Source organism: Lawsonella clevelandensis (genome assembly GCF_001293125.1).
GTDB lineage: Bacteria > Actinomycetota > Actinomycetes > Mycobacteriales > Mycobacteriaceae > Lawsonella > Lawsonella clevelandensis.
Genome location: NZ_CP009312.1, coordinates 760,643 through 784,977 on the forward strand (window position 1 = coordinate 760,643; position 24,335 = coordinate 784,977).

Sequence of the window (24,335 nt, forward strand, 5' to 3'; positions counted from 1 at the left end):
CTCGAGGTATCACACAGAAATCTCGAGGTGTCCCACTAGGAATACTGACAACGAGGGCCACGCCGTGTACGGGTCCCTCGTCTGTGACAGAACGAACAATTATCCAACGTCAGCCAATTAGTGCGGGTAGGCTATGCTATCTTTGTACGTTTCGGTCTAAGTTCTGCCCCGCCCCCAGCGCGGCACCATCGCATCCCCGCGAAAGGAACTGCCATGCCTGATTCTCCCTGCCTGCTCTCCGACCTAAAACCCGGCGATAGCGCCACCATCGTGTCTATCTCCAGCGACACCCCCGACAGCACCCGACGCCGCCTCAGCGACCTTGGTTTCGCCCCCGGCACTCCTATCACCATGACACGCCGTGCCCCCATGGGCGACCCCAGTATGTTCCGCCTACGCGACTACAACATTTGCCTCCGCAAGAGTGAAGCCAAACAGCTCTACGTCACCCCCGGGGCACGCTAACCCTACTGCCCCTACTGCGCAACCGCGCGACAACCACACCGCGCGACAACCACACCGCGCGACAACCACACCGCGCGACAACCACACCGCCCACACCCCACACACGACTTACTCGACCACCGGGTCACACACACGTTGTTGACGGCACAACTGTACAAAAGACGAGGAACCATGGCCGACTGCCACAACCCTGACACAAACACCCCTAAGACACCACACGGGAAGAAAGGGACAGGTGCTGCTACAGTCCTAGCCGACACCACCCCCATCACCCGCATCGCTCTCATCGGCTCCCCCAACGCCGGCAAAACCTCTGTCTTCAACAAACTCACCGGCCTCAACTCCAAAACTGGCAACTACCCCGGCATCACCGTCAGCCACACCGAGGGACACGTCACCCCCACCGTCATCCTCGAAGACCTCCCCGGCACATACTCCCTCGACCCCATCAGCCCCGACGAAAAAGTCGTCACCGACGTCCTCGCCGGACAACTCGACGGCATCCCCTCCCCCCAAGCCCTCCTCATCGTCGTCGACTCCACCACCCTGCACCGCTCCCTCAACCTCGTCGCTCAAGCCCTCTCCCTCGGCCTCCCCTCCGCCGTCGTCCTCACCATGACCGACGAACTCGAAAAACTCGGCGGCGACCTCGACCTCACCGCACTCTCCCAAGGCCTCGGCGTCCCCGTAGTCGGCGTCGTCGGCAACCGCAAAAAAGGGTTCGCGGAACTCCGCGCTCTCGTCGAAAACCCCACCGGCTGGCCCGTCCCTGTCGTCGCCCCACCCGCCGAACCCGGCCCGGAACGCGAATCCTGGACGCACTCCATGCTCACCCTCGCCCACTATGTGGCCCCGCAGGAAAACGTCACTACCAGCAAAGTAGACAAGGTGCTGCTCCACCCCGTGTTCGGCACCCTGTTCTTCTTCCTCATCATGTTCCTCTTCTTCCAGGTGATCTTCACCGTCGCCGCCCCCTTCCAAGGGTGGATTGAGGACTTCTTCGGCTGGTTAGGGGAACTCAGCGCCGCCCACATCTCCAACCCGCTGCTCTCCAGCTTCGTCAACACCGCCCTCATTGGCGGCGTTGGTGGCGTCCTCGTGTTCGTGCCGCAGATTCTGCTGCTCTTCCTCCTCATCAGCCTCATGGAAAACGTGGGATACATGTCCCGCGCCGCCTACTTAATGGACCGCGTCATGGCTAGCGCCGGCCTGGAAGGACGCGCGTTCGTCGCCCTGCTCTCCAGCGTGGCCTGCGCCGTCCCCGGCATTATGGCCACCCGCACCATGCCGTCCTCCAAGGACCGCATCGCCACCATCATGGCCGCACCCCTCATGACCTGCTCCGCCCGCCTCCCCGTCTACCTGCTGCTGGTGGGTATGCTGGTGGACCCCGGCCAGCGAGTCGGCCCCTTCTCCGTCCAAGGCATCGCCCTCTTCGGCCTCTACGTGCTAGGTGGGGCGAGTGCCATGTTCGCCGCCTGGGCGTTCAAACGCACCAGCCTGAAAAGCACACTGCTGCCCTTCTACATGGAGATGCCACCCTACCGCATCCCCACCGGCAAAACTGTGCTCTCCGACATGTGGAAATCCACCAGCATGTTCCTTCGCAAAGTTGGGCGCATCATCCTGGTGGCTACCATCGTCATCTGGGCCCTCATGAACATACCCCCCCAACAGCAGACTATTGATGAACAGCATATGGACGAAACGCAGGCGGTACAATACACCATCGACCACTCCGCAGCTGCTACCGTCGGTAAAGCAGTGGAACCCGTCTTCAGCCCGCTCGGCTTCGACTGGCGCATCACCATCGGCCTGATTGGTTCCCTCGCCGCCCGTGAAGTTTTCGTGGCCACCATGGGGCAGACCGCGGCAGCCGCCGACCCCGACAACCCCACCGATGCGCTGGAGAAAATGACCTTCACCGAAGGCCCACATGAGGGCGAGAAGGTGTTCACCACACCCACCATTGTGGCCCTCCTCGTGTTCTTCGCCTACGCCCTGCAATGCATGTCCACCGTGGGTGCCATCAGATCGGAAACAAACTCATGGAAGTGGCCGATAATTGCGCTGGTGTACATGCTGGTGTTGGCCTGGGTGCTGGCATTCATCGCTAGATGGGCGACCATCGGCATCATGGCCATATAGCCGCACCGATTGGCCCCACTGTGAGCGCACCGCTACTGTTCTACCCGCGCACTACTCCCGACCCACTCGTCCTCGAGTGGGTGGTGGGCCCTGGCCTGGTGCGGTTCAGTTGGTCTGGCGGGGTGACGGAGGGTCGCGAACTGGCTGCCCACGGGGCAATGCCGGACACCATACTGGGCTATCTGGAACGTGGTGAGCTGGCCCGGCTGAGCCTCACACCGGGACGCATCACCACAGTGCTCCCAGGTGAGGGATCCTGGCAGACGCGCACCACCGGGCAAGATGCTCTTACGGACAGCTCCCCCAACAAGCAGGGTGAGACGCTGGCGACACGACTCCGCCGTGACCTCTTCACCCTCCTCTCCACCCCCAACGACAAAGGTGAACTGGGCTGGCCCACCGGCACCCTAGACGTTCCCACCCTGGGCGGCAGTACCGACGCGGAGCTACGGAACGCGGTGGAGGAACTGTTGGGCGGGGCTGCCGGCGATTTCGCCGCCTCACACGGTGGCAGTATGCGGCTGGCCAGCGTACAGGATGGGGTGGTGCGCATTACGATGGGTGGGGCCTGCCGGGACTGCCCGGCGATTGGCCGCACCCTGCTGTTCCATGTGGACCGGCAACTCCGGCCGTACTTCCCCAACCTGGTGCGCGTAGAAGAAACGTAGCGCGACACCCTCCTTCCTGAACTGATGTCGGGCCGGATTCGCGTCCGAGAGGCGCGGAATGCCGTCGAAGAATACACAAAATTCCGGGTAACCCAAGACGCTATCTACGTTTCAGATTTTGATGCTTTCAATGCTGCTGGTCAGCGGGCTATCGAAGGGCATGACAATGGCCAGGTTTAATGAATCCACAGTAGAACAGGCGGCGTTGGATTAGTTGGCCGAGATCGGCTACCACACTGGCTTTGCACCGACATTCAGCGCCGCGCGGCGATGCGCGGCAAGACCATGATCGTCACCATGAGCCGTCGCATCGTGGTCAAACTGTATGAAAAAGATCGTCACGCTGCGTCCCGAGTGGCATAGCGATGATTTAGACAAGGGCAAGATCAAAGTCGTCATGACAGGATCGGCTGCTGACCCAGCCAACTTCCAGCCCCATATTCACTCGAAAGACGAACGCCGCGATCTCAAACTACGAGCAAAAAACCCAGACGATGAGCTAGAAATCGTGATCGTACGTGACATGTGGCTAACCGGTTTCGACGCACCATCCCTGCACACCATGTACGTGGACAAGCCAATGCAAGGCGCAGGCTTGATGCAGGCCATTGCACGAGTCAACCGCCGCTTTAAAGATAAACCAGGCGGGCTGATCGTTGACTACATTGGGCTGTTCCAGTCACTACAAACCGCGCTGGCCGTCTACTCGCCTTGGCCAAAGCCTATGCACTTGTGGCATCCCGACCAGAAGCAGAAGCGATCCGTGATGACGTCCGACTGTTCACCGACGTGCGGGCAGCCGTGCTGAAGATCCTCAACCCTGATGCTGGTAAGGGCCGGGTCGGAACCGGGAACATTGATTCTGTGCTCGCACAGTTGGTCAACGAATCGGTCACAGCTGATCAAGTTGTTGATATCTGCCAGTTCGCAGGAATGGAACGTCCAGAACTGACCCTGCTATCCGATGAGTTTTTGGATTCCATCGGGAAGAATGGGAAACCCAACCTACAAATCGGACTGCTACGGCGCCTACAACGACCAGATCCGTACTCTACAACGAACGAACCGTCCAGTCACGCAAGTTCTCCGAGATACCCACCGAGGCCGTCAAACGCTACACGAATCGTTCGCTGACCACCGCAGAGATCATCGCTGAACTCGTAGCGCTTGCCAAGGAAATGCGAGGGAACCAAAAACATGCGGCCGGAAGGCACAGTAAGAACAACCCCCAGCCGTCTACTCGTGAGACAACCAGGGGTTTCTTGTTTCATGGCGGAGGATGCGGGATTTGAACCCGCGAGGGGCTATAAACCCCAACCCGCGTTCCAGGCGAGCGCCATAGGCCACTAGGCGAATCCTCCGGGTAGAAGTTTACCTAAAGGTTGTCTCTTCGCCAAAATGTAGTCTCAACTGCTTCTCCCGCGTTTCTCCACACTATGCGGCAGGCGCTACGACACTGTCGGGCAGACTCTACGACACCTGTACCAGACCACCGCCGGGACCCGTCACCGGCACCTGCACATGCACCACACCCTGCAGCGCGTCATACCAATAGTAGTGGGCCGGGTCCTGCTGATACTGCTGCGGCGAACCACGGCGCAGCACACGCCCATTCACCCGCACCGAGCTGGCCTTCGGTACCTGCAGCTCCACCCGGTACATGAACCGACTCGGCATCCCCTGGTAGCCGCCACTAGCCGCACCAATGCGAAACTCGGCAGACACGCCAGAAGGAGCCTGCGCATTCCGCACAGTCACCACCCGCAGCGGAGTACGCAGAACCTGGCCGCGGGTATACGCCAAAGACTGCCCGTCATCCTGATAGTGCACCACCTCCCGGTTCACACCCGGGGCGGAAGCATTCACCCGCACACCCACAATGCTCTTATCGGACCGCAGCCAATTCTTCCCACCCTGGGAAGCCTGGCCGCCCAAGGTTCGCAGCATGCCGCCCTCCCGCAGGAACACCGGCATAGTATCCCAGGTAGTCGTCACCCAGTGCGCCCCCGGACCCTGGTAGGTGGCGCCGGTGAAGTAGTCCACCCACCGGCCCGCCGGGAAGTACACCTGCTGCGTGGCCCTCTCCCCTGGGACAGTCACCGGGGCCACCAGCACGTCCTCCCCCAGAAGATACTGGCTCGGGTGCGTGTAGGCGGCAGGGTCCTGCGGGAACTCCAGGTAGAGCGGCCGCACCATGGGAATGCCCGTCAGGCGCGCCTCCCAGGCCAGGTCATACAGGTAGGGCACCAACTCTTCCCGAAGTTTTAGGAATGCCACCCCGGCCTGGCGCGCCTGGGGAGAATACTCCCAGGGAAGGCGGGCCGCATGGTCGCCGTGGGGGCGGTTGATGGGCTGGAACACCCCGAACTGGGTCCACCGCACATAGAGGTCATCGGGCAGCACCTTCCCTTTGTGGCCGCCAATATCGTGCGACACGTAGGGCAGGCCCAGGGCGGCCGCTTCGGCGGCGGTGAACTCGGACTCGAAACGGAGGGTGGTCCAGGAGGCCCATGTGTCCCCGGTGAAGTGAACATTGTTGCGCCGCTCCGCCCACTGGCCGCGCTGGCGGGCCAGCATGAAGCCGCGTTTGCCTTTGTCGCGGAGGCGCTGTGCATACAGGGAGCTCTGCCACTGTTCCGCGTTGAGGCCGGGGATGGTCACCCCGTTGACGCCGGTTGAGGGCAGGGTGTTCTCGTAGCCTTTCTCGGTGGGGAGGCCTTCTTCGAGGGGGATGCCGCAGCCGTAGTCGAGCCAGAAGAAGTCCATACCGGCGGCTTCAAAATCTTTGTGGAGGTTGAAGAATTCCCGCACATGGCTGGGTTTGGAGACGTCCATGGCCCAGGTGAAGCCGAGGGGATCCCACCAGTGTCCGCGCCCGTTGGGGATGAGCCTGTTGTGGAGGCGTTGTTGGACGCCGGGGAGTTTCGGGTCGTCGTGGTTGATGCCGTCGTGGATGTTGAAGCCGAGTTTCACTCCCAGGCTATGGAGCCAGGAGACTTCCTGGGCGGGGTGGGGCCAGAGTTCCTTGTTCCAGTTCCAGCCGTTCCAGTGGCTGGGGGATTTGAAGTCGGTGTCGACGATGAGGACGCTGAGGGGCACCCCATAGCGGCGGTAGGTGCCGAGGATGCGGCGGTAGTCTTGCCGGGTGAACGCGGAGTAGTTGGAGTACCAGTTACCGAAGGCCCATTCGGGGAGCACGGGGCTGGGTCCGGTGAGGGTGGCGAGGTCGCGGAGGCCTTGCTTGTAGTTGAGCCCGTATCCGAAGAGGTATCCATCCTGGTAGGAGTAGCGGCGGGGCAGTTGGCGGGTGGCTTGTGCTTCGGTGAAAGCGCGTGGGTTGCCGGCTTCCACGGCGGTGCTCTGTTTGGCGAAGTGTTTGCGGGCGCGCGGCCAGCTGCCGGGTGTCCACAGGGCGGTGTCGGTGTCGACGACAAGCTGCCAGCCGTCACGGCTGAGGAGCCCCGGTTTGAGGGGTATGGGGCCCATGTTGGCGCGCAGGTCCCGCTGCCATCCACCCAGCTGGTGGTGGGGAACGACGAGGTTGTCGCCGGTGAGGTGCCAGGAGGGGTGGGCGACGGTGCGGCGGCCGCCGGTGGTGAGGGTGAGGCTGAGGTTGTGGGGTGTGAACTGGCCACTCTTTTGTTGGTAGGTGAGCAGCATGCGGCCGGTTTTGAGGTACCGGATGCCGTTGGCCACCCAGGTGGTGTAGGGGGTGGTGCGGGGTCGGTGCTGGACATTGATGGTGGTGTCGTCTTCGAAGCGCTGCCCGTCGGCGTATTCGACGCGGATGAGGGTGGGGCTGAGGACTTGAAAGCGGGCGTTGCCGTCCACCACCGAGGGTTGTTGTGGTGGGGTGGTGGCGACGTGTGCGGCTGCGGGCGCGGAGGTGAGCAACGGCAGGGTGAGGCTGGCGGCAGCGAAGCAGACCAGGAACCGGCGGTGGAGCTGATACGTCACCATGATGTGTCTCCCAACAAGTCGCATGTTCAGTTGTTACGTTACTGCTGGTGACGGTGTTCCTTCCGGGTTTTGATGACGGTGTTCCTGCGGCTTTCGGTGAGATGGTATTGGCGGCGGGAGGGGATTCCGGTGCCGTGTCTTTCCCTAAAGCTGGCATGGCAGGCGATAATGGCAGGGTGACACCATTTTCTTCGCCATCGTCTCCCGAGCCAGGCTCGGCTTCCGAGCAGGCAGCGGGACCGGAGCTGCGGGCATCCTTGCCGGAGAATGCCTCGTCTTCCGAGCCACCGTCATCCAAAGCCGTGTTCGCCCAGACCACTGCTAGCTATGTGATGCCGCTGGCGGTATTTTTTGTGGCGGTCATGATGATCTCGACACTGACGGGCACGAAGGGGGTTCAGCTTGGCCCCCTCAATACCGATGGGGCGTTCTATCTGTTTCCACTGGCCTATGTGTTGGGCGATGTGATGAGCGAAGTTTACGGGTTCCGTACTATGCGACGCGTGGTGTGGGTGGGTTTCAGCGCACTTATCCTCATGAGCCTCTGCATGTGGATAACCATCGAGCTGCCGGCCGCCAGCTTCTACACTCACCAGGACGCCTTTGTGGCGGTGGCGGGTGTGGTGCCGCAGATCCTGGGCGCCAGCCTAGCCGGCTACCTGGTGGGCGAGATCCTCAACTCGTGGGTGCTGGTGAAGATCAAGGAACGCACCGGGGAGAAGAGCTTGTGGGCGCGTTTGCTTGGCTCCACTATGGTGGGGGAACTGGCGGACACCCTTATTTTCTGCACGATCGCTGCCTCCGCTATCGGCATTGCCAGCGGCGCAGACTTTTTTAACTATGTGGTGGTGGGGTACCTATGGAAGACCTGCGCGGAGATTGTCGTTATGCCGCTCACCTACCTGGTGGTGAAGTGGATTAAGCGCCGCGAGCCCAGCTACCAGGCCACCCTCGAAGGGGTGCCCAGCTAGCGGGCACTCGCGCATGGTGGCAGCGGTGACCGCCCCGTGCCTGTGCCCGCGCCCGTTATCGGGGGGAACGTTCTTCAGCGTTTCAGACGACCGCCCCGTGCCCGCGCCTGCTCGATGGCGGCCACGCTAGCGGGTGCCGCCGTAGTAGCGGCCCAGCACCTCCGCCTTGTACTCCCAGTAGGTGCCGTTGTCCATGGCCTCCCGAATACCGTCCACCAGCTGCACAATAAAGAACAGGTTGTGGATGGTGCAGAGGGTCTGACCCAGCTTCTCCCCCGATTTCAGCAGGTGGCGCAGGTAGGCGCGGCTGTAATTCTGCGAGGTGTAGGACGCTAATTCCGGGTCAATGGGGCGGAAGTCCCGTTTATACTTGGCGGCCACCAGGTTCATGCGGCCATCCTTGGTGTAGACGCCACCGTGGCGGCCCAGCCGGCTGGGTGCTACGCAGTCGAAGGTGTCGGCACCGTTTTCCACGGCAGTAAAAATATCGTCCGGTTCGGAAATGCCCAGTAGGTGGCGCGGCTTGTCCTCGGGGAGTTCTTGGTTGCACCAGCCCACGATGGTGCCCAGGTTTTCTTTCTGGAGGGCACCACCAATGCCGAAGCCACCGAAGCCCACTCCACCACGTTCCTCCGACTCCAAGGAGAGTTGTTGGAGGTCGCGGCAAGCTTTCCGGCGCAGGTCTTCATATTGGGCGCCTTGGATGACACCCCAGAGGGCCTGCGGGGGGCAGTGGGTGCGTTCTGCCGTCAACCGGCTGTGTTCCGCCAAGCAGCGTTCTGCCCACAGGCGGGTGCGTTCCAGGGCTTCTTCCTGGTACCCGCGGGAGTTAAGGAGAGTCGTCAGCTCATCGAAGGCGAAGATGATGTCTGCCCCCAGGTGGTGCTGGATCTGCATGGAGACTTCGGGGGTGAAGCGATGCAGGGAGCCGTCGAGGTGGGAGCGGAAGGTGACGCCGTCGTCGTCCACATTGGCCATGCGTTCTTTGCCCTTGCGGACTTCGCCGTCGCGGTCGGTGCCGGCAAATTCGGCGGCCAGCACTTTCTTGAAACCGGAGCCGAGGGAGAGTACCTGGAAGCCGCCGGAGTCGGTGTAGGTGGGGCCGTCCCAGTTCATGAAGGTGGCAATGCCACCGGCCTCGTCCACAATGTCGGGGCCGGGCTGTAGGTAGAGGTGGTAGGCGTTGCCGAGGACAGCCTGTGCTCCGGTGGAGCGGATCTGCTCTGGGGTGAGGGTTTTGACGGTGGCGCGGGTGCCGACGGGAATGAAGGCGGGGGTGTGGATGTCCCCGTGTGGGGTGTGGATGGTGCCGGTGCGGCCGAGTGGTTCCCCTGTGTGGCGGCGGGTGATGGGTTCACCGCTGGTGGGTTCGCTGAGGTAGGCACCCAGGGTGAAGGGGGTACGCGGCTGCTGATCGACTGTCATGCAGACATTGTATATAAGAGACACCACCACCCCGGCTTTGTGGCCTTGTGCAGTGAACACAGTCAGTGGGCACGGCCGGTAAGCACGGAGCGGTGGTGTGGTGTTGTTGAGTTGTGACGAGTAATCGCCGGGTGGCTTAGCGGGTGTGCAGCGCGCGGGCGATCATCGGCCAGCTCTTGCGCATGGCCTGACCGAACTGGCCGAAGCTGTGGGCACCGTAGGGCTGGTTGAAGTACTCGTACTTGACGCCAGCAGCGTTAGCCATGCCGCGGAAGAGGCCAGTGCACAGGTAGGCACCGAATTCGACCATGGACTTGTCGGGCTGCTTGCTCATGTCGTGGTCGTCCGGTGGCATATGGGGCTTGCCGAGGGAGGCCGACAGGAAGATCGGCTTACCGCGCAGCTTGTCCAGGTGCAGGGCCGGGTCGTAGTGGTACCAGGCGGGGGAGATGAAGCCAGCGTAGGCGTTCAGCGGGTTCACGCCGGGGGTGTTGATAACCATGGAGTTCATGATGACAAGCTGGCTGAGCGGGTTCGCGGAGACGGGGCAGCCGGAGTAGGAGGCGCCAGCGTCGTAGAGCTTACCGTGGTGGGCCAGCAGGGCCAGGGCGGTGCCGGCGGACATGGAGTAGCCGGCGATGGCGTTACGACCGGTGGTCTTGAAAGCGCGCGCAATGGCAGGGGGAAGTTCCTGGGTGAGGTAGGTTTCCCACATCGGCTTGTAGCCCAGGGTGCGGTCCTCACGATACCAGTCCGTGTAGTAGGTGGACGGAGCACCGAGGGGGTTGACCACGTAGACGTTCTTATTACGGAAGAACTTGCGGGCCCCGGAGGCAGGGTGGGACCACTGGTCGCCATTGCCGCCGAACATGCCAGAGAGGAGGTAGAAGACGGGAGCCCGCCCCATATTCGGAGGGGTCATCACTTGGTTGGTAATGGTGCGCTTCATGGAGGGGCTGTACACCTTGACTTCCATGAGCTGGTTTCCGATCCAGCGCTTGCTCACAAGCTTTCCCGTGGGGGCTGCCTCTGCAGGAGCGGCGTTAAGTCCGAAACCTACCGCGAGGGCGGTGGTCGCTGCGACCAGTGTCTTAGCGAAATGTCGACGCATACGCTTCTCTTTCCTATATATGGTGATAGTGAGGAAATACCCACCTAGTCTACACAGCTACAACGACGAGTCCACAACTAATTATTTACCCTTTGACCTGGTAAGGGTTATTTTATGGGGAGAAACACGGTCATCAGGTTGTTATAATCAGAGAAGCTCAACGTTTTAGACGATTGACCTACTTCACTGCATCACGCATCACATTCGTAACTTAAGTTTCATTTTCTTGTTGAGGAGGATGATATGAAACGCTTCCCCATCCGCACCCTGCGCGCCCCCCTCGCCGGCGCCCTCGCCCTCATCGCCAGTACCGCGCTCTCCACCGGTATCGCCTCCGCCTGTCTCCCCCAGCCCACACCCATCATCGAAGGCATCAACTGGCACTACCTCAGCCCCGACGGCGGCCACCTAAAACTTGAGAACGGCAAGGTATCTGGAAGCGACTCCTGCAATTTGGTGTTCGGCAACTACACCATTACCCGCTCTCCTGCTGGCAACGTCCTCACCTTCGGACCTATTGCCACCACCAGCCGCTACTGCTCCCAAGGGCAGGCCACCCAGCAGGCCTTCACCGCACTCTTTAGCCGCCCCAACGGATACAAGGTCGTCACCCTCCCGGGCGGAGAACAACACCTCTCCCTCTACCTGGCCGGAACCAAAGGTGTCCTCTCCACCAACACCATGGTGTTCAGCAACCGCAACACCCACCCCGAGAAGCACTAGCACTGCGCACACAGCTCGCCTGTGCAACACTGTCCTGCAACACTGTCCTGTTACACTGCGCTGTAACGCTGCCGTCACAGCAACCCGACAAATAGAATATAAAGTTCAGCCCCGCAACGGATTTCCCATATGCGGGGCTGAACTATTCACCGCGGTGGCGGCGGGATTTGAACCCGCGGTTGGGGTTAACCAACACTCGCTTTCGAGGCGAGCACCTTCGGCCGCTCAGACACGCCACCGGGGAAAACTATACGTGAATTGTGCGAAAAGAGGAAAGTGGACGTGCCAGGCCATCCACCCCACCCCTAGCGCTTAGCACGGAAAAACCTCTCCAGTACCGCCGCGCAGGGCGCCTCACACACACCCCCCACCACTTCTGGCACAAACGCCGCACCCGGCACCCGCGGAATATCAATCAACGAACCACACCCACCCGTCTTGGGCTCCCACGCCCCGAAGACAATCCGCTGCACCCGCGCTCCCACTGCAGCCCCCGCACACATCGGGCAGGGCTCCAACGTCACTACCAGGGTGCACCCTTCCAGGCGCCACCCGTCCCCCACCGATTTAGCGGCCGCCCGCAGCGCCAGCACTTCCGCATGTGCCGTGGGGTCCCCGTCGGCTTCCCGCCGGTTGACGGCCTCTGCTACTACCCTCCCCTGCGGATCCACCACCAGGGCAGCCACCGGTACGTCGGCCTGGCAGTCGGCGGGCCGCACATCGTGGCCAGCATCGTCAACGAGCAGTGCTAACGCCCGGCGCACCAATGCCTCATCAGAAGCCGCTGGGGAGGGTTGGGGCAGACCCCTACCGATGAGGGCCACTAAATCTCGACCGCCTGCTCCAGTTCCTCGTCAAATCCGAGCGTCTCTGCGATCTCCATAATCTGGTCGTCAGCCCAGCTCTCGTCATCGTCCACAATGACGCTGAGGACGGATTCCACCAAACCTAGGTCCTCCAGTATGTTAAAGTCGCCGATGCCCCAGGAGCCTTCCCAGTCTTCGTCAATTTCTGTCTCGTAACCGCGGTCCTCCAAGGCGTCGATGACGAAGTCGTCGTCAAGGGCGGCGTCGAGGTCGCTAACGAAGAGCTTGGTGCCGTTGGGTCCAGGCCGGACGATGATGAAGTATTCGCAGGCGCGGTTGAGGATGCCAAAGTTCACACCCTCGGCACGGATACTGCGCACTGCGTCTTCAAAGAGTCGGTAATTGTCGAAAGCGTCGGCAGACAGACGGGTGACGCGCCAGATGTTATCTGGGCGGGCCACTGCTAGACCGTACGATGGTGCTGCAGTGGTGTTCTCCGGCGGGTTTGCCCCGGTGGGTCGCACGTTCCGCAAGTCCTCATAATCGTTCTGTAAACGGTTGTTCTGCGGGTAATTCTTTGCCATATGACATACGGTAGCGATATGAACTCGAATTGTCAGTCCCCTCTGAAGAAGTCTCCATCACAGTCTGTTTGTGTGCTGGGTCTGGGCCTCATCGGCGGTTCCCTGCTACGGAGGGTGACAGCGTGCGGCTATCCGGCGTTCGGGTGGAACCGTAGTATCGCAACCGTAGAGCAAGCGTCACTGGACGGAATGGATGTGTCTGGGGACCTGCCGGCGACACTGCAGCGGGCCGCCCGGGAGGATGCGCTACTGGTGGTGGCAGTGCCGCTGTTTGCACTGCGGGAGCTGCTGGTGCAGATTGCCGAATATGCCCCCCAGTGCCCGCTGACCGACGTGGTGTCGGTGAAAGTGGAGGTGCTGCGGGCGGTGCAGGAGGCGGGGTTGGCTGCCACCTATGTGGGCTCACATCCGATGGCGGGGACGGAGAATTCGGGCTGGGCTGCGACGGATCCTTCGCTCTTTGAGAACGCCACCTGGGTGGTGATGACGGGTGGCGCGGAGTCCGTCACCGCCCGCGTCCGAGAGATTGCGGAAACGGCCGGCAGTGTGGTGGTGGAGACGGACCCGTTGTCGCATGACGGCGCGGTGGCCTGTATTTCGCATGTGCCGCACTTGGTGGCGGAGGCGCTCTCAGTGGCGGCAGTAACAGAGCAGGTGGGGGGCGGCGATACTGCATTGTGCTTGTCGGCAGGGTCATTCCGCGATGGGACGCGTGTGGCGGGGTCGGCCCCGGCGCTGGTGCGGGCCATGTGTGAGGGGAACCGCGAGGCGGTGCTGCCGGTGTTGGCGAAGACAATTGCACTGCTGCAGCAGAGCTACGATGAGCTGTCCCAGCAGGGGACATGCGAAATTCTGGTGGAGGCAGGGTATGCCGCGCACCAGAGTTATCGCACCATGATGAAGGAGTTAGGCCGCTAAACCGGGTAGGCTGCCGCTGCGGTTAGTGGGCGGGTGGGACACGGGTGACTTTAGTCTCCGGCTTCACTTGGTTCTGCTAGACGGAGTGGGCGGCCACCCAGGGGTTAGGCGTCGACCGGTCCGAGAGTGTGCTCGGCGGTGGCGTGCTTGGGGCCGGTGCCGGGACTGTACACACGCTGCAGGCGGACGTTGTCGCCCAGGTCCCACACTTCGCCCAGGTCCATGGGTTGGAGGTCGTCGCGGTCGGCGGTACGCGGCAGAGGAACTCCGCGCTCGGCGGTGTCGGCCACCCCAGCGACATTCTTCCCTTTGCTCTGGCCTTCGCTCTTGCTTTTGCTTTGGCGGGCAGCGGCACCGGCGGCAGCGGCACCGGCGGCAGTGTTCTTGGAGTCGTATTCGGAAGGTTCCAGGTCGATAGAGTCGCGCAGCACGGTGGAACGCATACAAAGCACACCGATGAAGGCGAGGATGGACACGATTCCGATGCAGATGAAGATGATGTTAATCGAGTCGCCGTAGGCGTTCATCACCATCTTCGCGACTCTATCGCCGGAGGACAGTACCGACAGGTCTCCCACGTGGGTGAGTTCGGTGAGCTGTTTCGCGTTGACACCTTGTTTGACGAGGGTATGAGCTCCGGCAGTGACATTGTCAGTGAGGTTGCGGTTGAAGAAGGCACCCAGTACCTGCAGTCCGATGGTGCCGCCCATGGAACGGGAGAAAGTGACGACGGCAGTGGAGGCGCCGATGTCCTTGTAGGCGACAGTGTTCTGGACGGCGAGCACGAGATTCTGCATGGAGGCACCTTGACCACTACCGATAAGGATGAGGCCGATGGCAATGAACCAGAAGGGGGTGTTGGCGTCGCAGAAGCTCATCATGATGGTGCCGAGCATCATGATGCCGATACCGAAGGTGACGGAGGGCTTCCATTTTCCGCGGGCGGACACGATGAAGCCGGAGACGGTGGAGGCAACGAGGGAGCCGAGAACAATGGGAAGTAGGGCGAGGCCAGAGTGGGTGGGTGTGTATCCACGGCCCATCTGGAAGTACTGACCCATGAAGACGCCGACGGAGTTCTGGGAGATGCCCAGGACGATGGAGACGGCAACGGCGAGTTTTGTAACGCGGCTGTTGAGCACGTCGAAGGGGATGATCGGTTCGGCAGCCTTGTGTTCCCAGAAGATGAAGCCCACGCCGATGGCGATGGAAACAATGAGCGGTACCCAGAACTGCCAGGTGGCGGGGGATACCTTCTTGGAGGCTTCGGACATCCACAGCATGAAAACGGTAACGCTGAGGGTGACGAGGATGGCGCCCAGGTAGTCGACTCTTGGCTTCCGCTTGGGGGCAGCTGGGACGGTCAGTTTGAGCTGGACGACGATCATGGCGATGACGGTGAAGGGGACGCCGATCCAGAAGCACCAGCGCCAGCCCATGAGGTCTACGATGAAGCCGCCGAGGACAGGTCCAGCGACGGTGGCAACGGCAATGACGGCACCGAGGTAGCCGTTGTATTGGCCGCGTTCACGGGGACTGGTGACGGTGGCGAAGACAGCCTGTGAGAGGGACATCTGCAGGCCGAGGCCGAGGCCCTGAACAATACGGAAGCCGATGAGGGCACTGGTATTCCACGCGAAACCTGACAGCAACGAACCGATGGCGAAGATAACGAAGCCGGCCATCAGCAGGTGTTTCTTGTGGAATTGGTCGGCAAGTTTTCCGGCAATGATAGTGGCAATCGTGGAGGACAACATGCTGGCCGTCACCACCCAGGTGTAGGAGGTTTGAGAGCCATGCAGTTCCTTAATCATGGTGGGCAGAGAGGTGCCCACGATGGTCAGCGACGTCATAGCGACGAACATCCCAACCATCACGCCGGCTAGTGCTTGAAGCACTTCGCGCCGGCGCGCCTTCTTTCCTTGCTTGTCGTTCACTGCTGTCCTTTGTTTCTTTTCGTCGTTTTTCGTGCGTTTATGGTGTATGTGGCTCATGTGGGGCCGGGTGACGTGTGGCCTGTGGGCCGGGTGGTGCGGGGCGACGGGGTGCGAGGAGACGGGGTGTGGTGACGCCCTGTCCTATGGGGAATCTGGCCTGCGGGCTGGGGGTGGCGTCGGGTGGTGGGGTTAGGGGTTGTCTCGGAGTTTTTTCCGCATGTCTGCGCTGAGGCGTTCGAGTATGTGGGTGACGTGTTCGATATCGTCGTCGGACCAGGTCTCGAGGGCTTCTTTGGTGAACACGGAGTGTTGTTCGATGACCTCTTTGAGGGTGGTTCGGCCTTTATCGCTCAGGGTGATGAAGGTGGCGCGGGCGTCTTGGGGGTCGGGAGTGCGGGAGGTGAGGCCGCGTTCTTCCATGCTGGCCACTTGCCGGGAGATGACGGACTGGCTGAGGTGGAGGATGGTGGCGATGTCGTTGATGCGGATCCCGCCTTTTGTGCCGATGGGGTGGCCGTTGGGGCAGTCTTCGCTGTGGGGCCCGGCGATGGTGCCTTTTTCTTGGGCGCGGGTGTAGAAGTCCTCTTCAAGTTTGAGGTGCCAGAGGATGCCAAATTCGGTGTGGCTGAGGCCTGATGAGGAGCCGATGGCGATGGCGACGCGCCGGTAGGTACGGTTCAGCCGAGCGATCTCGGCGGCGAGATTCGCGATAGGTTGACGGTTCTCTGGGGTTTCGCTCACGCACTCCACTATAAATTTGTATTCGGAATGAATACAAATTGTAGGCATCTCATACCGGCACATACCGAATCGTGGAAGATAGGTGCTGACAATGCGGTAACTATCTGCACGCTAGGTGTGGGAGATACCGTTCGCGAGTCGGATGATCGTACACCTGTAGGTCGTACAGGGCACACGAGAGGGGAATGAGGGCATAAAGAAAGAGGCCGAGAAACGACTACTAATTGCTCCCATGTATATCGTTTCTCGGCCTCTTCAAGTAAGTGACTGCACACAATACCGGCGCTCTCTCTCTTGCACTAACGGTCTCCCATCCGTCAGGCAACGCCACAGTCACTTCGCCGCCTCAATCGCTCAAAAGGCGGCAGTCTTTGAGGACTATCAACACTATTCGTTTTTGTCCCGCCTTCAGTGTACATACCTCGCCCATGATTGACTAGCCAGATGACCAAGTTTCTATTTACACATGCGCGAAATCACTCTGAGATAACTTTCCACGGTGTCCACTAGCAATTTAATGTGGAAAAACACTGTAAACCTGTAAATTGTGAAAATAACTTTCTTACTTTCTCGATTAACTGCTGTTAAATCATATTTTTTAGACTATGAAATAATCATCTTTCGGAAAGAAATTTGTTATTTGTAATCTGTTATCCACTGTGGACAAACCTATGTTACGCGAAAAATGCGGTTGGACAGATACCCAATCAATTGCCCAATTTGCGTAGAACATAGCCGGAAACTTTGGCAACTTTTTTTCCTTATTGCCTGTTTACGGGACTCATCACCACCCCGACAGGGAGTACCCACCCTTGTCTCAAGCCCCCTATTTTTCAGACACTCCCGCATGCAGTGCGACCTGGTGCTGTGGACACCACCAGCTCACCGACACCCCAATAAACTGGCCCTTCTGCTCAGCCGTCATCCCATTGTCAACAAGCAGCAGTGCCATAGCGATTTGATCGAAAGAATAACCTTTATCAAACTGCCGGCACACCGACTTTGCCGCCGCCACTTCATCCGCCTGAGTCCCCTTAATCCCCACCGTCACAAGATAATTGTGGAACAACGGTGCCTTCTGCTCTTCGGACATCGACGCCAAAGCATCCCCCGCCTGGTTACTAGCACCCCCATGGTTATCCCGCCACGCCCGCACTCCCAACGCAAGCGCAGCCGTCACCACCGCCACCAGCAGCACCGTCAGCAGCGTCTTCCCCCACACCCGCCGCTGCTGCAGCTGCGCAAACGTCTTCATATCCACCGGCTGCTGCCACATCTCGTCCGGCCGCGTGTGCGCAATGGCTTCCTGCAGCTCCTGCACAAACTCCACATTGGTGCGCGTGGTGGCCGCCTCTACCCGGCCAACCTGCATCTGCTTCGGTAGATCCTGCGGCACGTTACGGAACGTGAACACCACCGTGCCAGGCTTCTCCTTACCTTCCTGTGGGGCACGCTGCCACGCCACACTCCGCAATGCGCCCACCGGAATCTCCACCGGCTGACCCTGGTTTTTGCGGGGGTCCTCATGCGTCAGGGTGACGGTGTTCGTGTGGCTATCGAAAGTAGCGCTGGCCTGCTTGCCATCCAGGTTGGAGATACTCATAGGACTCAACCTACCGGCAAAGCCAGATTAAAAACCACCATTAGGAAAACTCTGTTGGGCCAACGCCACCCCCGTTACTGTCGACACCAACACACCAACACACAAACACACCAACAAAACTTAGGAGAACCGCCATGAGCACCATCACCACCGACGCCACCAACGCCACCACCACGACCATTAGCAACACGTACCCTAACGACAGCCCTACGGCTGACCTCCACACTGCCGATAGCCACGCCGCCGGCACGCACGCCTACGACGACCGCAAAAACGACTCCCCCAACACCGCCCACCACAGCCTCTGGGCATTGGCAGCCACCCTCCGCCGCGACTACACGTGGGTAGATCTCACCCACACTTTCTTCCCCGGCCAACCCAAATTCCACCTCCTTCCCGACGAGGAACGAGAGACCGTCTTCACCGTCGCCGGCACCGGCTTCCACGTGGATCGCTACAGCCTCGTCGGCCAGTGGGGCACCCACGTGGACCCGCCCATCCACTTCGTCGAAGGCGCCCGCACCCTAGACAACATTCCCGTCAGCGAATCTATCCTCCCCCTGGCAGTGCTCGACCTACACAACGAAGCCGCCCAAAACCCTGACCTGCAGGTGAGCGTCGACCATATTCTGGAGTGGGAGAAACGCAACGGTCGCATTCCCCCCGAATCCTTCGTGGCGCTACGCACCGACTGGTCGCAGCGCTGGGACAACAACACCCTGGAGAACTTCGACGCGGACGGCAAACGCCACTACCCCGGCTGGACCGTGGACGCCATCCGCTTCCTGCGCGAAGAGCGCGACGTGCTGGCCATCGGACACGAAACCACCGACACAGACTCCGGCCGCAGCATTGACGACGGCGACTTCGGCAGCGAACTGTGGTGGCTGCAGCAGGACCGCTGGCAGATTGAACTGCTGGACAACCTGGCCGAGGTACCGGAGACGGGCGCGCTGATCGTCGCCACCTGGGCCAAGCCCAAGGACGGCACCGGCTTCCCCGCCCGCGTGTTTGCCGTCGTCCCCCGGACTACAGAACCAGTCCCCCGGACTAAAGAACCAGTCCCCCGGACTACAGAACCAGTCCCCCGGACTACAGAACCAGTCCCCCAGGGCTAAAGAACAGCCCCAGGACTGACGAGCCTGCCCCCCCAGCATTAACATCCCACCCAGAGCACAGAAGGGCCCACCATGGCCACCGCCCCGCGCAGGAACTCCTCAAAGAAGGAGCCAGCGTTGTCATCTGCGCCCGCAACGCCCAGGAAGTCGAAGACGCCATCCAGCGCCTCTCCGAATACGGTCAAGTTGACGGCACCAGCGTGGACGTCCGCGACGCCGGCGAACTCGACCAGTTCATCGACTTTGCCGTGCAAAAACTGGGCGGCATCGACATCGTCGTCAACAATGCCGGCGGAGCCCACCCCGGCAGTGGCGAAACCCTAGACGACGACGCCCTACTGGCCGACTACAACACCAAGGTGCTCTCCTGGCAACGCATCATCCGCCGCACCCTTCCCTACCTGCGACAGAGCGACCAGGCACGGATCATCACCATTGGGTCGGTCTACCAGCACAGCCCCGACTACCGGTTCTTCTCTACCAGTGTGCACCGCGCCGCGGGGGCCAACCTCACCCAAGCCTGGGCGGCCGAGCTAGCCAAGGACAATATCCTGGTGAACTCCATCAACATTGGATGTATCCATACCCCCCAGTGGGACAACATCCACCAGAAGCGGAGCCCAGAGCTCAGCACCCAAGAATTCCTCGACCGCACCGCTGCCGAAGACATTCCGCTGGGCCGTTTTGGTAAACCGGAGGAGCTCGCTGCCGCCGTGGCTTTCCTGGCGAGCGAGCGGGCCTCCTACATCACCGGGGCAATCCTCGATGTGGCCGGTGGCATGGGACTGCGATTCGGCCCCTAGGGGCTGGTGTTGAGAGTCCGACACGCCCGTTGACCTGGCGTTGACCTAGCAATGCTAGGCAATGTGCTGACGACGATATAACAGCAGCGTGCAGCCCCCATTTCTGGTGACATAGTGGGGACACAGATAAACGCCTAGATAGCGTTTATGCAGGCCAGAGCGGCGCGAGGAAAATACGAAAAAGCCCTAGTGGAAAGCTTAAAAGCTTATACACTAGGGCTCTAGCCGTGCGCTCGAAGGGATTCGAACCCCCAACCTTCTGATCCGTAGTCAGATGCTCTATCCGTTGAGCTACGAGCGCCCACTGTTAAGTTCAGCAAAAAGAAGTATATGCGTTTTTGTGGCGGAAACAAAATTGTCCAACCTTTCCCACAAGCGAGCACTCTCTTTAGACTGGAATTCGCCCCCGTGACAATTGCATTTAACCTACCGGAACGTTACCCAGCTCACCTCTCGACGTCTCCCCTCCGGCACCACCCTCTCTACACATGTGAAGGAGAAGTCATGTCAGAAGGCATGTCCCGTCGCACATTCCTCGGCTACAGCGCACTCGCTGCCGGAGCCCTCGCCACCTCGCACCTCAGCATCGCCAGCCCCACCGCCTGGGCAGCCCCCGCCACCCCACCCACGCGCCCCTACCTCAAAAACGTGCGCATCCAGGCCACCGCCCTCGAATTCATCACCATCCAGCGCAAAGTGGGCAAAACCTGGTCCCCCGCCATCGCCGGCACACCCTTCCCCCTGGTCACCCGCACCGACCTGGCCAAGCGCCGCAGTCTCCGCCCCACCCACCCCCTGCTGGCCTTCGCACAAATCACCGACCTCCACGTCACCGACGCACAATCCCCCTCCCGCATGGAGTTCGCCCACGCCCGCATCCGCTCCGCCTACCGCCCCCACGAACCCCTCATCCCCTTCGGCATCAACGCCGCCGTCAAACGTATCAACCGCTACCCCTACGGACCCATCACCGGCCGCCACCTGGACTTTGTGGTGATGGGCGGTGACGCCACCGACAACCACGAAAAGGTCGAACTGGACTGGGTGATGCGGATGCTCAACGGCGGCTCCTTCATCGCCAACACCGGCAACCCCCACAAGTGGGAAGGAGTAGGGGCCACCGGCGACCCCTACTACTGGCAGCCCAGCAGCTCCGTCGCCGACATCTACAAGAACCGCGGCTTCCCCACCATCCGCGACTTCTGGCACACCCTGCTCCGCACTCCCGTCCACTGCCCGGGTCTCACAGTGCCCTGGTACAGCGTCTACGGAAACCATGACAATTGCTTCATCGGGGCCTTCCCCGACAGCCCCATCGTGGACCAGTTCTACGTGGGCAACAAGAAACTCATGAACCTCGACCTCGACGACATACTCGGCAACACCTACCCAGAGCTCGACAAGGACACCAACCCGCTGGTGGACATCATCACCGGTAAGAAGGAATTTCTCACCACCGTCACCCCCGACAAACGACGCACCCCCTTCAGCATCACCGACTTCGTCAACGAACACTTCAAACCCGAAAACCTGGGCCCCGGCCCCCGCGGCCACGGGTTTACCGGCACCAACACCCGCCCCTACTACCTGTTCGAAATGGTGCCCGGCGTGGCCGGTATCGTGCTAGACACCAACAAACCCGACGGCGGGCCGGACGGGTGGCTGGGTGGCCGACAAATGGCCTGGCTGGAGCAGCAGTTGAAGCGTCTCAACTCCCGCTACTTTGATGCCGATGGCACCCTCCACCGCACCGGTGTCAAAGACAAGCTGGTGTTTCTCTTCAGCCACCACCCCTCCACCAACATCGACAGTCGTGGCAAAGCCACTCCGCGGGACGGTGAGGATTGTCTCTCCAGCCACAGCGCCACAGAGATCATCACCCTCCTGCAACGCTTCCCCAGCGTGGTGGCGTGGGTGAACGGACACACGCACGCCAGCTGCATCACCCCCCACAAGCACAGCAACCCGCTACGCAGCTTCTGGGAGATCAATACGCCGAGTTTCGTGGACTGGCCCCACATGGGACGCATGATCGAGCTGGCCGATAACCATGACGGCACACTCTCCCTCTTCACCACCCTCTTCGAGCCAGACATTCCACACAACCCCGATGCGGCCACTAATGTGCAGGACCGGTTGGCCTCCCTCTACCGGGAGCTGGCACTGAACGACTTCGAGAATGACTGGAAGTCGCTGATTGGGACGGTGCGTGATGGCAATACCGAGCTGGTGTTGACCAACCCGCTGACCAACCTGCTGGGCCACTAGACAGCCCGGCAGAGCAGCCCCGGCAGACTGCCTGCGCGGCGTGGACTGCCTGTGCCGCGTGAATAATGAGAAAACGACGGACCCCCGACTGCTGATGCAATCGGGGGTCCGTCATAACTGCGGAGGCGAGAGGATTTGAACCTCCGGACCCCGCAAGGGGTCAACTCCTTAGCAGGGAGCCCCATTCGGCCGCTCTGGCACGCCTCCAGGTGAAGTTATGTGAACCGTGGCGAACCACGTGAACACTGGCTGCAAGTTTATTAGGCCACGGGTGAAAAAAGCAACACAGCCTAGGCATTTAGCCACGCACCCGGCACACCAACCGCTGCACAAGCATCATGACAAGGTAGAAGAGCCCCGCCATAACAGCAATCATGCCGCCCGCCGACAACTCAAAGAGCACACTCACCACCACACCCAGCAGCGCAATGCCCACACCCGCCAGCGGCGCCACCACAAACAGAGTCCGCCAGGACTTCACCAGAGGTGTCAATCCGGCAGCCGGAGCCGCCACCAACGCCACCGGCAGAATAGTTCCCACCGCGGGAATGAGCACCACAATGGTCGCCACAATAAGCATCAAAATAATGCCCTCGGCACGTGCCCCAGACAGCCCCGCCGCCCGGAACCCAGACCCATCAAAGGCATAAAACACCAGCTTGTTCCCCACCGCCAGCACCACCACAACCGCCACCAGGAGCACAACCGCAGCAGCCACCACATCCGCCGGCCGCACACTCACAATGGAGCCGGTAAGGAAACTTTCGATGCGCAACGGCAGCGGCTGGAACCACTTCAGCAGGAAGTAGCCCAGCGCAAAACCTAGGGTGAGCACAATTCCTGCGGCCGCCTGCGAGGATTGGCCGGGAATGCGCGCCAGCCGGTGCATAAGCCAGGCCATCGGTATACACATGAGGGCCGCCCCGGCGAAGAGGCACAAGGACAGCACCATATGGCGTTGCATAGTGGACAAACCGGCAGCCAGCGGCACCGCGCACACCACACCCAGTACAGCGCCGGGGAAAGTAGCGTGAGTGACGGACTCGGTAAAGAAAATGCGCTGGTGGAGGACGGCCAAGCAGCCTACCAGTCCACCAAGTGCCCCCACCAGGATGGCCTCCAGGAGGGGCAGGCGGAGAATCTGCCAGCCGGACACGCTGGCTACATCTACGGCAGCAGCGGAGATACTGGCGGTGACAGTAGACGTACTAACGGCAGCAGCGGAGCTGCCAGCGGCAGCAAGGGTAAGGAAACTCATGCCCCGGTACCCCGCTTCCGCATCACATAGCCCACCGGCAGCAACAGGGCATACAGTGCCAACACCGACAAGGCGACAGCAGCCTGCGGGGAAATGGGGTGTGGGGAGTCCACCGTCATCAACCACATACCGAACCAACCGCCAACCACACCCACCAGAATGGCCACCGGTACCATAGTGGAAATGCGGTGCGTCACCAGGCGGGCAGCCGCCCCCGGCACCACCAGGTAGCCGATCACCAGCAGCACTCCCACCGCCGAACTAGATGCCACCACCACCGCGGCAATAGCGGCATTGGCCAGGAAATCCACAGCCGTAGCACTCATACCGGAGGCCATGGCCCCGTCCCGGTCGAAGGCGCGGAACACTTGGGCACGCCACGACACCCCAATGGCTACCAGAGCGATGAGGCAAACGAGGATGGACTGCACCAAGCGGGCGTCGGAGACCTCCAGGAGGCGGCCGAACATGAGAGCCTCCAGCTGGCCAGACATGTCCCCTTTGTAGAGGGAGAGCACCACGCCGAAGCCGAAGAAGCTGGTGAGGACTATGGCGGTGCCGGCTTCGTTGATGCGGCGGGAACGCCCCAGCCAGGTGAGGGCGACCGCAACGATAACCGCCACTACGGCGGCACCCGGCACGATATTGTCGATACCCCAATAGAGGGCGCCCGCAACAATGCCAGGAAACACAGAGTGCACCATGGCTTCTGCGTTGAATTCCAGGCAGCGTAAGTTGACGATAACCCCCACCAGGCCAGCAGCAATGCCGAGGAACATCAGCATGATGAAGGGGCGGAACATATAGGGAGCGGAGGTGACGGCCGCT

The 24,335-nt window shown here is 61.0% G+C and carries 21 protein-coding genes, 4 tRNA genes and 1 pseudogene; 11 read left to right on the plus strand and 15 right to left on the minus strand.

Features of this window, described 5'->3' with window-relative positions; genetic code table 11:
• The first annotated feature begins 213 nt into the window (after positions 1 to 213).
• The 5 genes and pseudogenes from IY73_RS03435 to IY73_RS08855 all read left to right on the plus strand — a co-directional run.
• The gene (locus IY73_RS03435; RefSeq protein ID WP_053961846.1) at positions 214 to 465 is read left to right on the plus strand and encodes a FeoA family protein; all 252 of its coding nucleotides are present in this window, start codon (positions 214 to 216) and stop codon (positions 463 to 465) included.
• Positions 466 to 636: 171 nt separating this feature from the next.
• A complete protein-coding gene (gene feoB, locus IY73_RS03440) occupies positions 637 to 2,613 on the plus strand; it encodes a ferrous iron transporter B (protein ID WP_082345365.1) in 1,977 nt (658 codons plus the stop codon).
• A 20-nt stretch (positions 2,614 to 2,633) separates the two neighbouring features.
• Positions 2,634 to 3,281: a NifU family protein gene (locus IY73_RS03445; RefSeq protein ID WP_053961847.1), complete on the plus strand. Its 648-nt coding sequence runs from the start codon at positions 2,634 to 2,636 to the stop codon at positions 3,279 to 3,281.
• Positions 3,282 to 3,305: 24 nt separating this feature from the next.
• Complete coding sequence (locus IY73_RS08385; protein WP_158408638.1) at positions 3,306 to 3,461, plus strand: hypothetical protein; 156 nt, start codon at positions 3,306 to 3,308, stop codon at positions 3,459 to 3,461.
• A 289-nt stretch (positions 3,462 to 3,750) separates the two neighbouring features.
• Positions 3,751 to 4,477, plus strand: a pseudogene (locus IY73_RS08855) (type I restriction enzyme endonuclease domain-containing protein); the annotation flags it as partial.
• A 74-nt stretch (positions 4,478 to 4,551) separates the two neighbouring features.
• Here the strand turns inward: IY73_RS08855 and IY73_RS03455 are convergent.
• Together IY73_RS03455 and IY73_RS03460 are read right to left on the minus strand one after the other, a co-directional pair.
• A tRNA-Ser gene (locus IY73_RS03455) sits at positions 4,552 to 4,642 on the minus strand.
• 109 nt (positions 4,643 to 4,751) lie between these two features.
• On the minus strand, positions 4,752 to 7,241 hold the full coding sequence (locus tag IY73_RS03460; protein ID WP_053978834.1) for a glycoside hydrolase family 31 protein: 2,490 nt from the start codon (positions 7,239 to 7,241) through the stop codon (positions 4,752 to 4,754).
• 155 nt (positions 7,242 to 7,396) lie between these two features.
• Here IY73_RS03460 and IY73_RS03465 point away from each other — a divergent pair, with 155 nt between their 5' ends.
• Positions 7,397 to 8,212, plus strand: coding sequence for a queuosine precursor transporter (locus tag IY73_RS03465; RefSeq protein ID WP_082346629.1), 816 nt, complete (start codon positions 7,397 to 7,399; stop codon positions 8,210 to 8,212).
• Positions 8,213 to 8,338: 126 nt separating this feature from the next.
• Here IY73_RS03465 and tgt read toward each other — a convergent pair whose 3' ends face one another.
• Both tgt and IY73_RS03475 read right to left on the minus strand, forming a co-directional pair.
• On the minus strand, positions 8,339 to 9,637 hold the full coding sequence (tgt, locus tag IY73_RS03470; RefSeq protein WP_082346542.1) for a tRNA guanosine(34) transglycosylase Tgt: 1,299 nt from the start codon (positions 9,635 to 9,637) through the stop codon (positions 8,339 to 8,341).
• Positions 9,638 to 9,773: 136 nt separating this feature from the next.
• Positions 9,774 to 10,748, minus strand: coding sequence for an alpha/beta hydrolase (locus tag IY73_RS03475; RefSeq protein ID WP_053961851.1), 975 nt, complete (start codon positions 10,746 to 10,748; stop codon positions 9,774 to 9,776).
• A 243-nt stretch (positions 10,749 to 10,991) separates the two neighbouring features.
• Here IY73_RS03475 and IY73_RS03480 point away from each other — a divergent pair, with 243 nt between their 5' ends.
• Positions 10,992 to 11,471, plus strand: coding sequence for an META domain-containing protein (locus IY73_RS03480; RefSeq protein ID WP_053961852.1), 480 nt, complete (start codon positions 10,992 to 10,994; stop codon positions 11,469 to 11,471).
• 152 nt (positions 11,472 to 11,623) lie between these two features.
• Here the strand turns inward: IY73_RS03480 and IY73_RS03485 are convergent.
• The 3 genes from IY73_RS03485 to IY73_RS03495 all read right to left on the minus strand — a co-directional run bounded on the left by IY73_RS03485 (position 11,624) and on the right by IY73_RS03495 (position 12,861).
• Positions 11,624 to 11,710 (minus strand) — tRNA-Ser (locus IY73_RS03485).
• Positions 11,711 to 11,776: 66 nt separating this feature from the next.
• Complete coding sequence (locus IY73_RS03490; protein ID WP_096334765.1) at positions 11,777 to 12,295, minus strand: nucleoside deaminase; 519 nt, start codon at positions 12,293 to 12,295, stop codon at positions 11,777 to 11,779.
• Complete coding sequence (locus tag IY73_RS03495; RefSeq protein WP_082345369.1) at positions 12,295 to 12,861, minus strand: tRNA adenosine deaminase-associated protein; 567 nt, start codon at positions 12,859 to 12,861, stop codon at positions 12,295 to 12,297. Before IY73_RS03495 ends, IY73_RS03490 begins: the two co-directional genes overlap by 1 nt.
• Here IY73_RS03495 and IY73_RS03500 point away from each other — a divergent pair, their 5' ends adjacent.
• A complete protein-coding gene (locus IY73_RS03500; protein WP_082346543.1) occupies positions 12,862 to 13,779 on the plus strand; it encodes a prephenate dehydrogenase in 918 nt (305 codons plus the stop codon). It begins immediately after the preceding gene.
• 104 nt (positions 13,780 to 13,883) lie between these two features.
• Here IY73_RS03500 and IY73_RS03505 read toward each other — a convergent pair whose 3' ends face one another.
• From IY73_RS03505 to IY73_RS03515, 3 genes are all read right to left on the minus strand, one after another.
• On the minus strand, positions 13,884 to 15,716 hold the full coding sequence (locus tag IY73_RS03505) for an MDR family MFS transporter (protein ID WP_053961855.1): 1,833 nt from the start codon (positions 15,714 to 15,716) through the stop codon (positions 13,884 to 13,886).
• A 189-nt stretch (positions 15,717 to 15,905) separates the two neighbouring features.
• Positions 15,906 to 16,457, minus strand: coding sequence for a MarR family winged helix-turn-helix transcriptional regulator (locus IY73_RS03510; RefSeq protein WP_053961856.1), 552 nt, complete (start codon positions 16,455 to 16,457; stop codon positions 15,906 to 15,908).
• 826 nt (positions 16,458 to 17,283) lie between these two features.
• A complete protein-coding gene (locus IY73_RS03515) occupies positions 17,284 to 18,060 on the minus strand; it encodes a DUF732 domain-containing protein (protein ID WP_053978836.1) in 777 nt (258 codons plus the stop codon).
• Positions 18,061 to 18,194: 134 nt separating this feature from the next.
• Here IY73_RS03515 and IY73_RS03520 point away from each other — a divergent pair, with 134 nt between their 5' ends.
• A complete protein-coding gene (locus tag IY73_RS03520) occupies positions 18,195 to 19,178 on the plus strand; it encodes a cyclase family protein (protein WP_082346545.1) in 984 nt (327 codons plus the stop codon).
• Positions 19,179 to 19,216: 38 nt separating this feature from the next.
• Here IY73_RS03520 and IY73_RS08560 read toward each other — a convergent pair whose 3' ends face one another.
• Entirely contained in the window at positions 19,217 to 19,363 is a 147-nt protein-coding gene (locus IY73_RS08560; RefSeq protein ID WP_237025135.1) for a hypothetical protein, read from the minus strand.
• Here IY73_RS08560 and IY73_RS03525 point away from each other — a divergent pair.
• Entirely contained in the window at positions 19,301 to 19,981 is a 681-nt protein-coding gene (locus tag IY73_RS03525) for an SDR family oxidoreductase (protein ID WP_237025141.1), read from the plus strand. The genes IY73_RS08560 and IY73_RS03525 overlap by 63 nt on opposite strands.
• Positions 19,982 to 20,209: 228 nt before the next feature.
• On the opposite strand, the gene IY73_RS03530 is transcribed toward IY73_RS03525, so the two are convergent.
• A tRNA-Arg gene (locus IY73_RS03530) sits at positions 20,210 to 20,282 on the minus strand.
• A 203-nt stretch (positions 20,283 to 20,485) separates the two neighbouring features.
• Here IY73_RS03530 and IY73_RS03535 point away from each other — a divergent pair.
• The gene (locus IY73_RS03535) at positions 20,486 to 22,249 is read left to right on the plus strand and encodes a TIGR03767 family metallophosphoesterase (RefSeq protein ID WP_053961860.1); all 1,764 of its coding nucleotides are present in this window, start codon (positions 20,486 to 20,488) and stop codon (positions 22,247 to 22,249) included.
• Positions 22,250 to 22,369: 120 nt separating this feature from the next.
• Here IY73_RS03535 and IY73_RS03540 read toward each other — a convergent pair.
• The 3 genes from IY73_RS03540 to IY73_RS03550 form a co-directional block, all read right to left on the minus strand.
• Positions 22,370 to 22,456: transfer RNA gene (locus IY73_RS03540), tRNA-Ser, on the minus strand.
• Between the two features lie 91 nt (positions 22,457 to 22,547).
• Positions 22,548 to 23,507 (minus strand): metal ABC transporter permease, encoded by a 960-nt coding sequence (locus IY73_RS03545; protein ID WP_082345377.1) that lies wholly within the window; start codon positions 23,505 to 23,507, stop codon positions 22,548 to 22,550.
• A complete protein-coding gene (locus IY73_RS03550) occupies positions 23,504 to 24,310 on the minus strand; it encodes a metal ABC transporter permease (protein ID WP_237025142.1) in 807 nt (268 codons plus the stop codon). The genes IY73_RS03545 and IY73_RS03550 overlap by 4 nt, the downstream gene beginning before the upstream one ends.
• Positions 24,311 to 24,335 lie beyond the last annotated feature (25 nt).

Excerpts from the sequence above, each read along its gene's own strand:
- tgt (WP_082346542.1), bottom strand. The coding sequence starts at position 9,637 with ATGACAGTCGATCAGCAGCCGCGTACCCCCTTCACCCTGGGTGCCTAC.
- feoB (WP_082345365.1), top strand. The coding sequence starts at position 637 with ATGGCCGACTGCCACAACCCTGACACAAACACCCCTAAGACACCACAC.
- IY73_RS03435 (WP_053961846.1), top strand. The coding sequence starts at position 214 with ATGCCTGATTCTCCCTGCCTGCTCTCCGACCTAAAACCCGGCGATAGC.
- IY73_RS03520 (WP_082346545.1), top strand. The coding sequence starts at position 18,195 with ATGAGCACCATCACCACCGACGCCACCAACGCCACCACCACGACCATT.
- IY73_RS08385 (WP_158408638.1), top strand. The coding sequence starts at position 3,306 with ATGTCGGGCCGGATTCGCGTCCGAGAGGCGCGGAATGCCGTCGAAGAA.
- IY73_RS03535 (WP_053961860.1), top strand. The coding sequence starts at position 20,486 with ATGTCAGAAGGCATGTCCCGTCGCACATTCCTCGGCTACAGCGCACTC.
- IY73_RS03475 (WP_053961851.1), bottom strand. The coding sequence starts at position 10,748 with ATGCGTCGACATTTCGCTAAGACACTGGTCGCAGCGACCACCGCCCTC.
- IY73_RS03545 (WP_082345377.1), bottom strand. The coding sequence starts at position 23,507 with ATGAGTTTCCTTACCCTTGCTGCCGCTGGCAGCTCCGCTGCTGCCGTT.
- IY73_RS03550 (WP_237025142.1), bottom strand. The coding sequence starts at position 24,310 with ATGTTCCGCCCCTTCATCATGCTGATGTTCCTCGGCATTGCTGCTGGC.
- IY73_RS03495 (WP_082345369.1), bottom strand. The coding sequence starts at position 12,861 with ATGGCAAAGAATTACCCGCAGAACAACCGTTTACAGAACGATTATGAG.
- IY73_RS03480 (WP_053961852.1), top strand. The coding sequence starts at position 10,992 with ATGAAACGCTTCCCCATCCGCACCCTGCGCGCCCCCCTCGCCGGCGCC.
- IY73_RS03460 (WP_053978834.1), bottom strand. The coding sequence starts at position 7,241 with ATGGTGACGTATCAGCTCCACCGCCGGTTCCTGGTCTGCTTCGCTGCC.
- IY73_RS03500 (WP_082346543.1), top strand. The coding sequence starts at position 12,862 with ATGACATACGGTAGCGATATGAACTCGAATTGTCAGTCCCCTCTGAAG.
- IY73_RS03465 (WP_082346629.1), top strand. The coding sequence starts at position 7,397 with ATGGCAGGCGATAATGGCAGGGTGACACCATTTTCTTCGCCATCGTCT.
- IY73_RS03515 (WP_053978836.1), bottom strand. The coding sequence starts at position 18,060 with ATGAGTATCTCCAACCTGGATGGCAAGCAGGCCAGCGCTACTTTCGAT.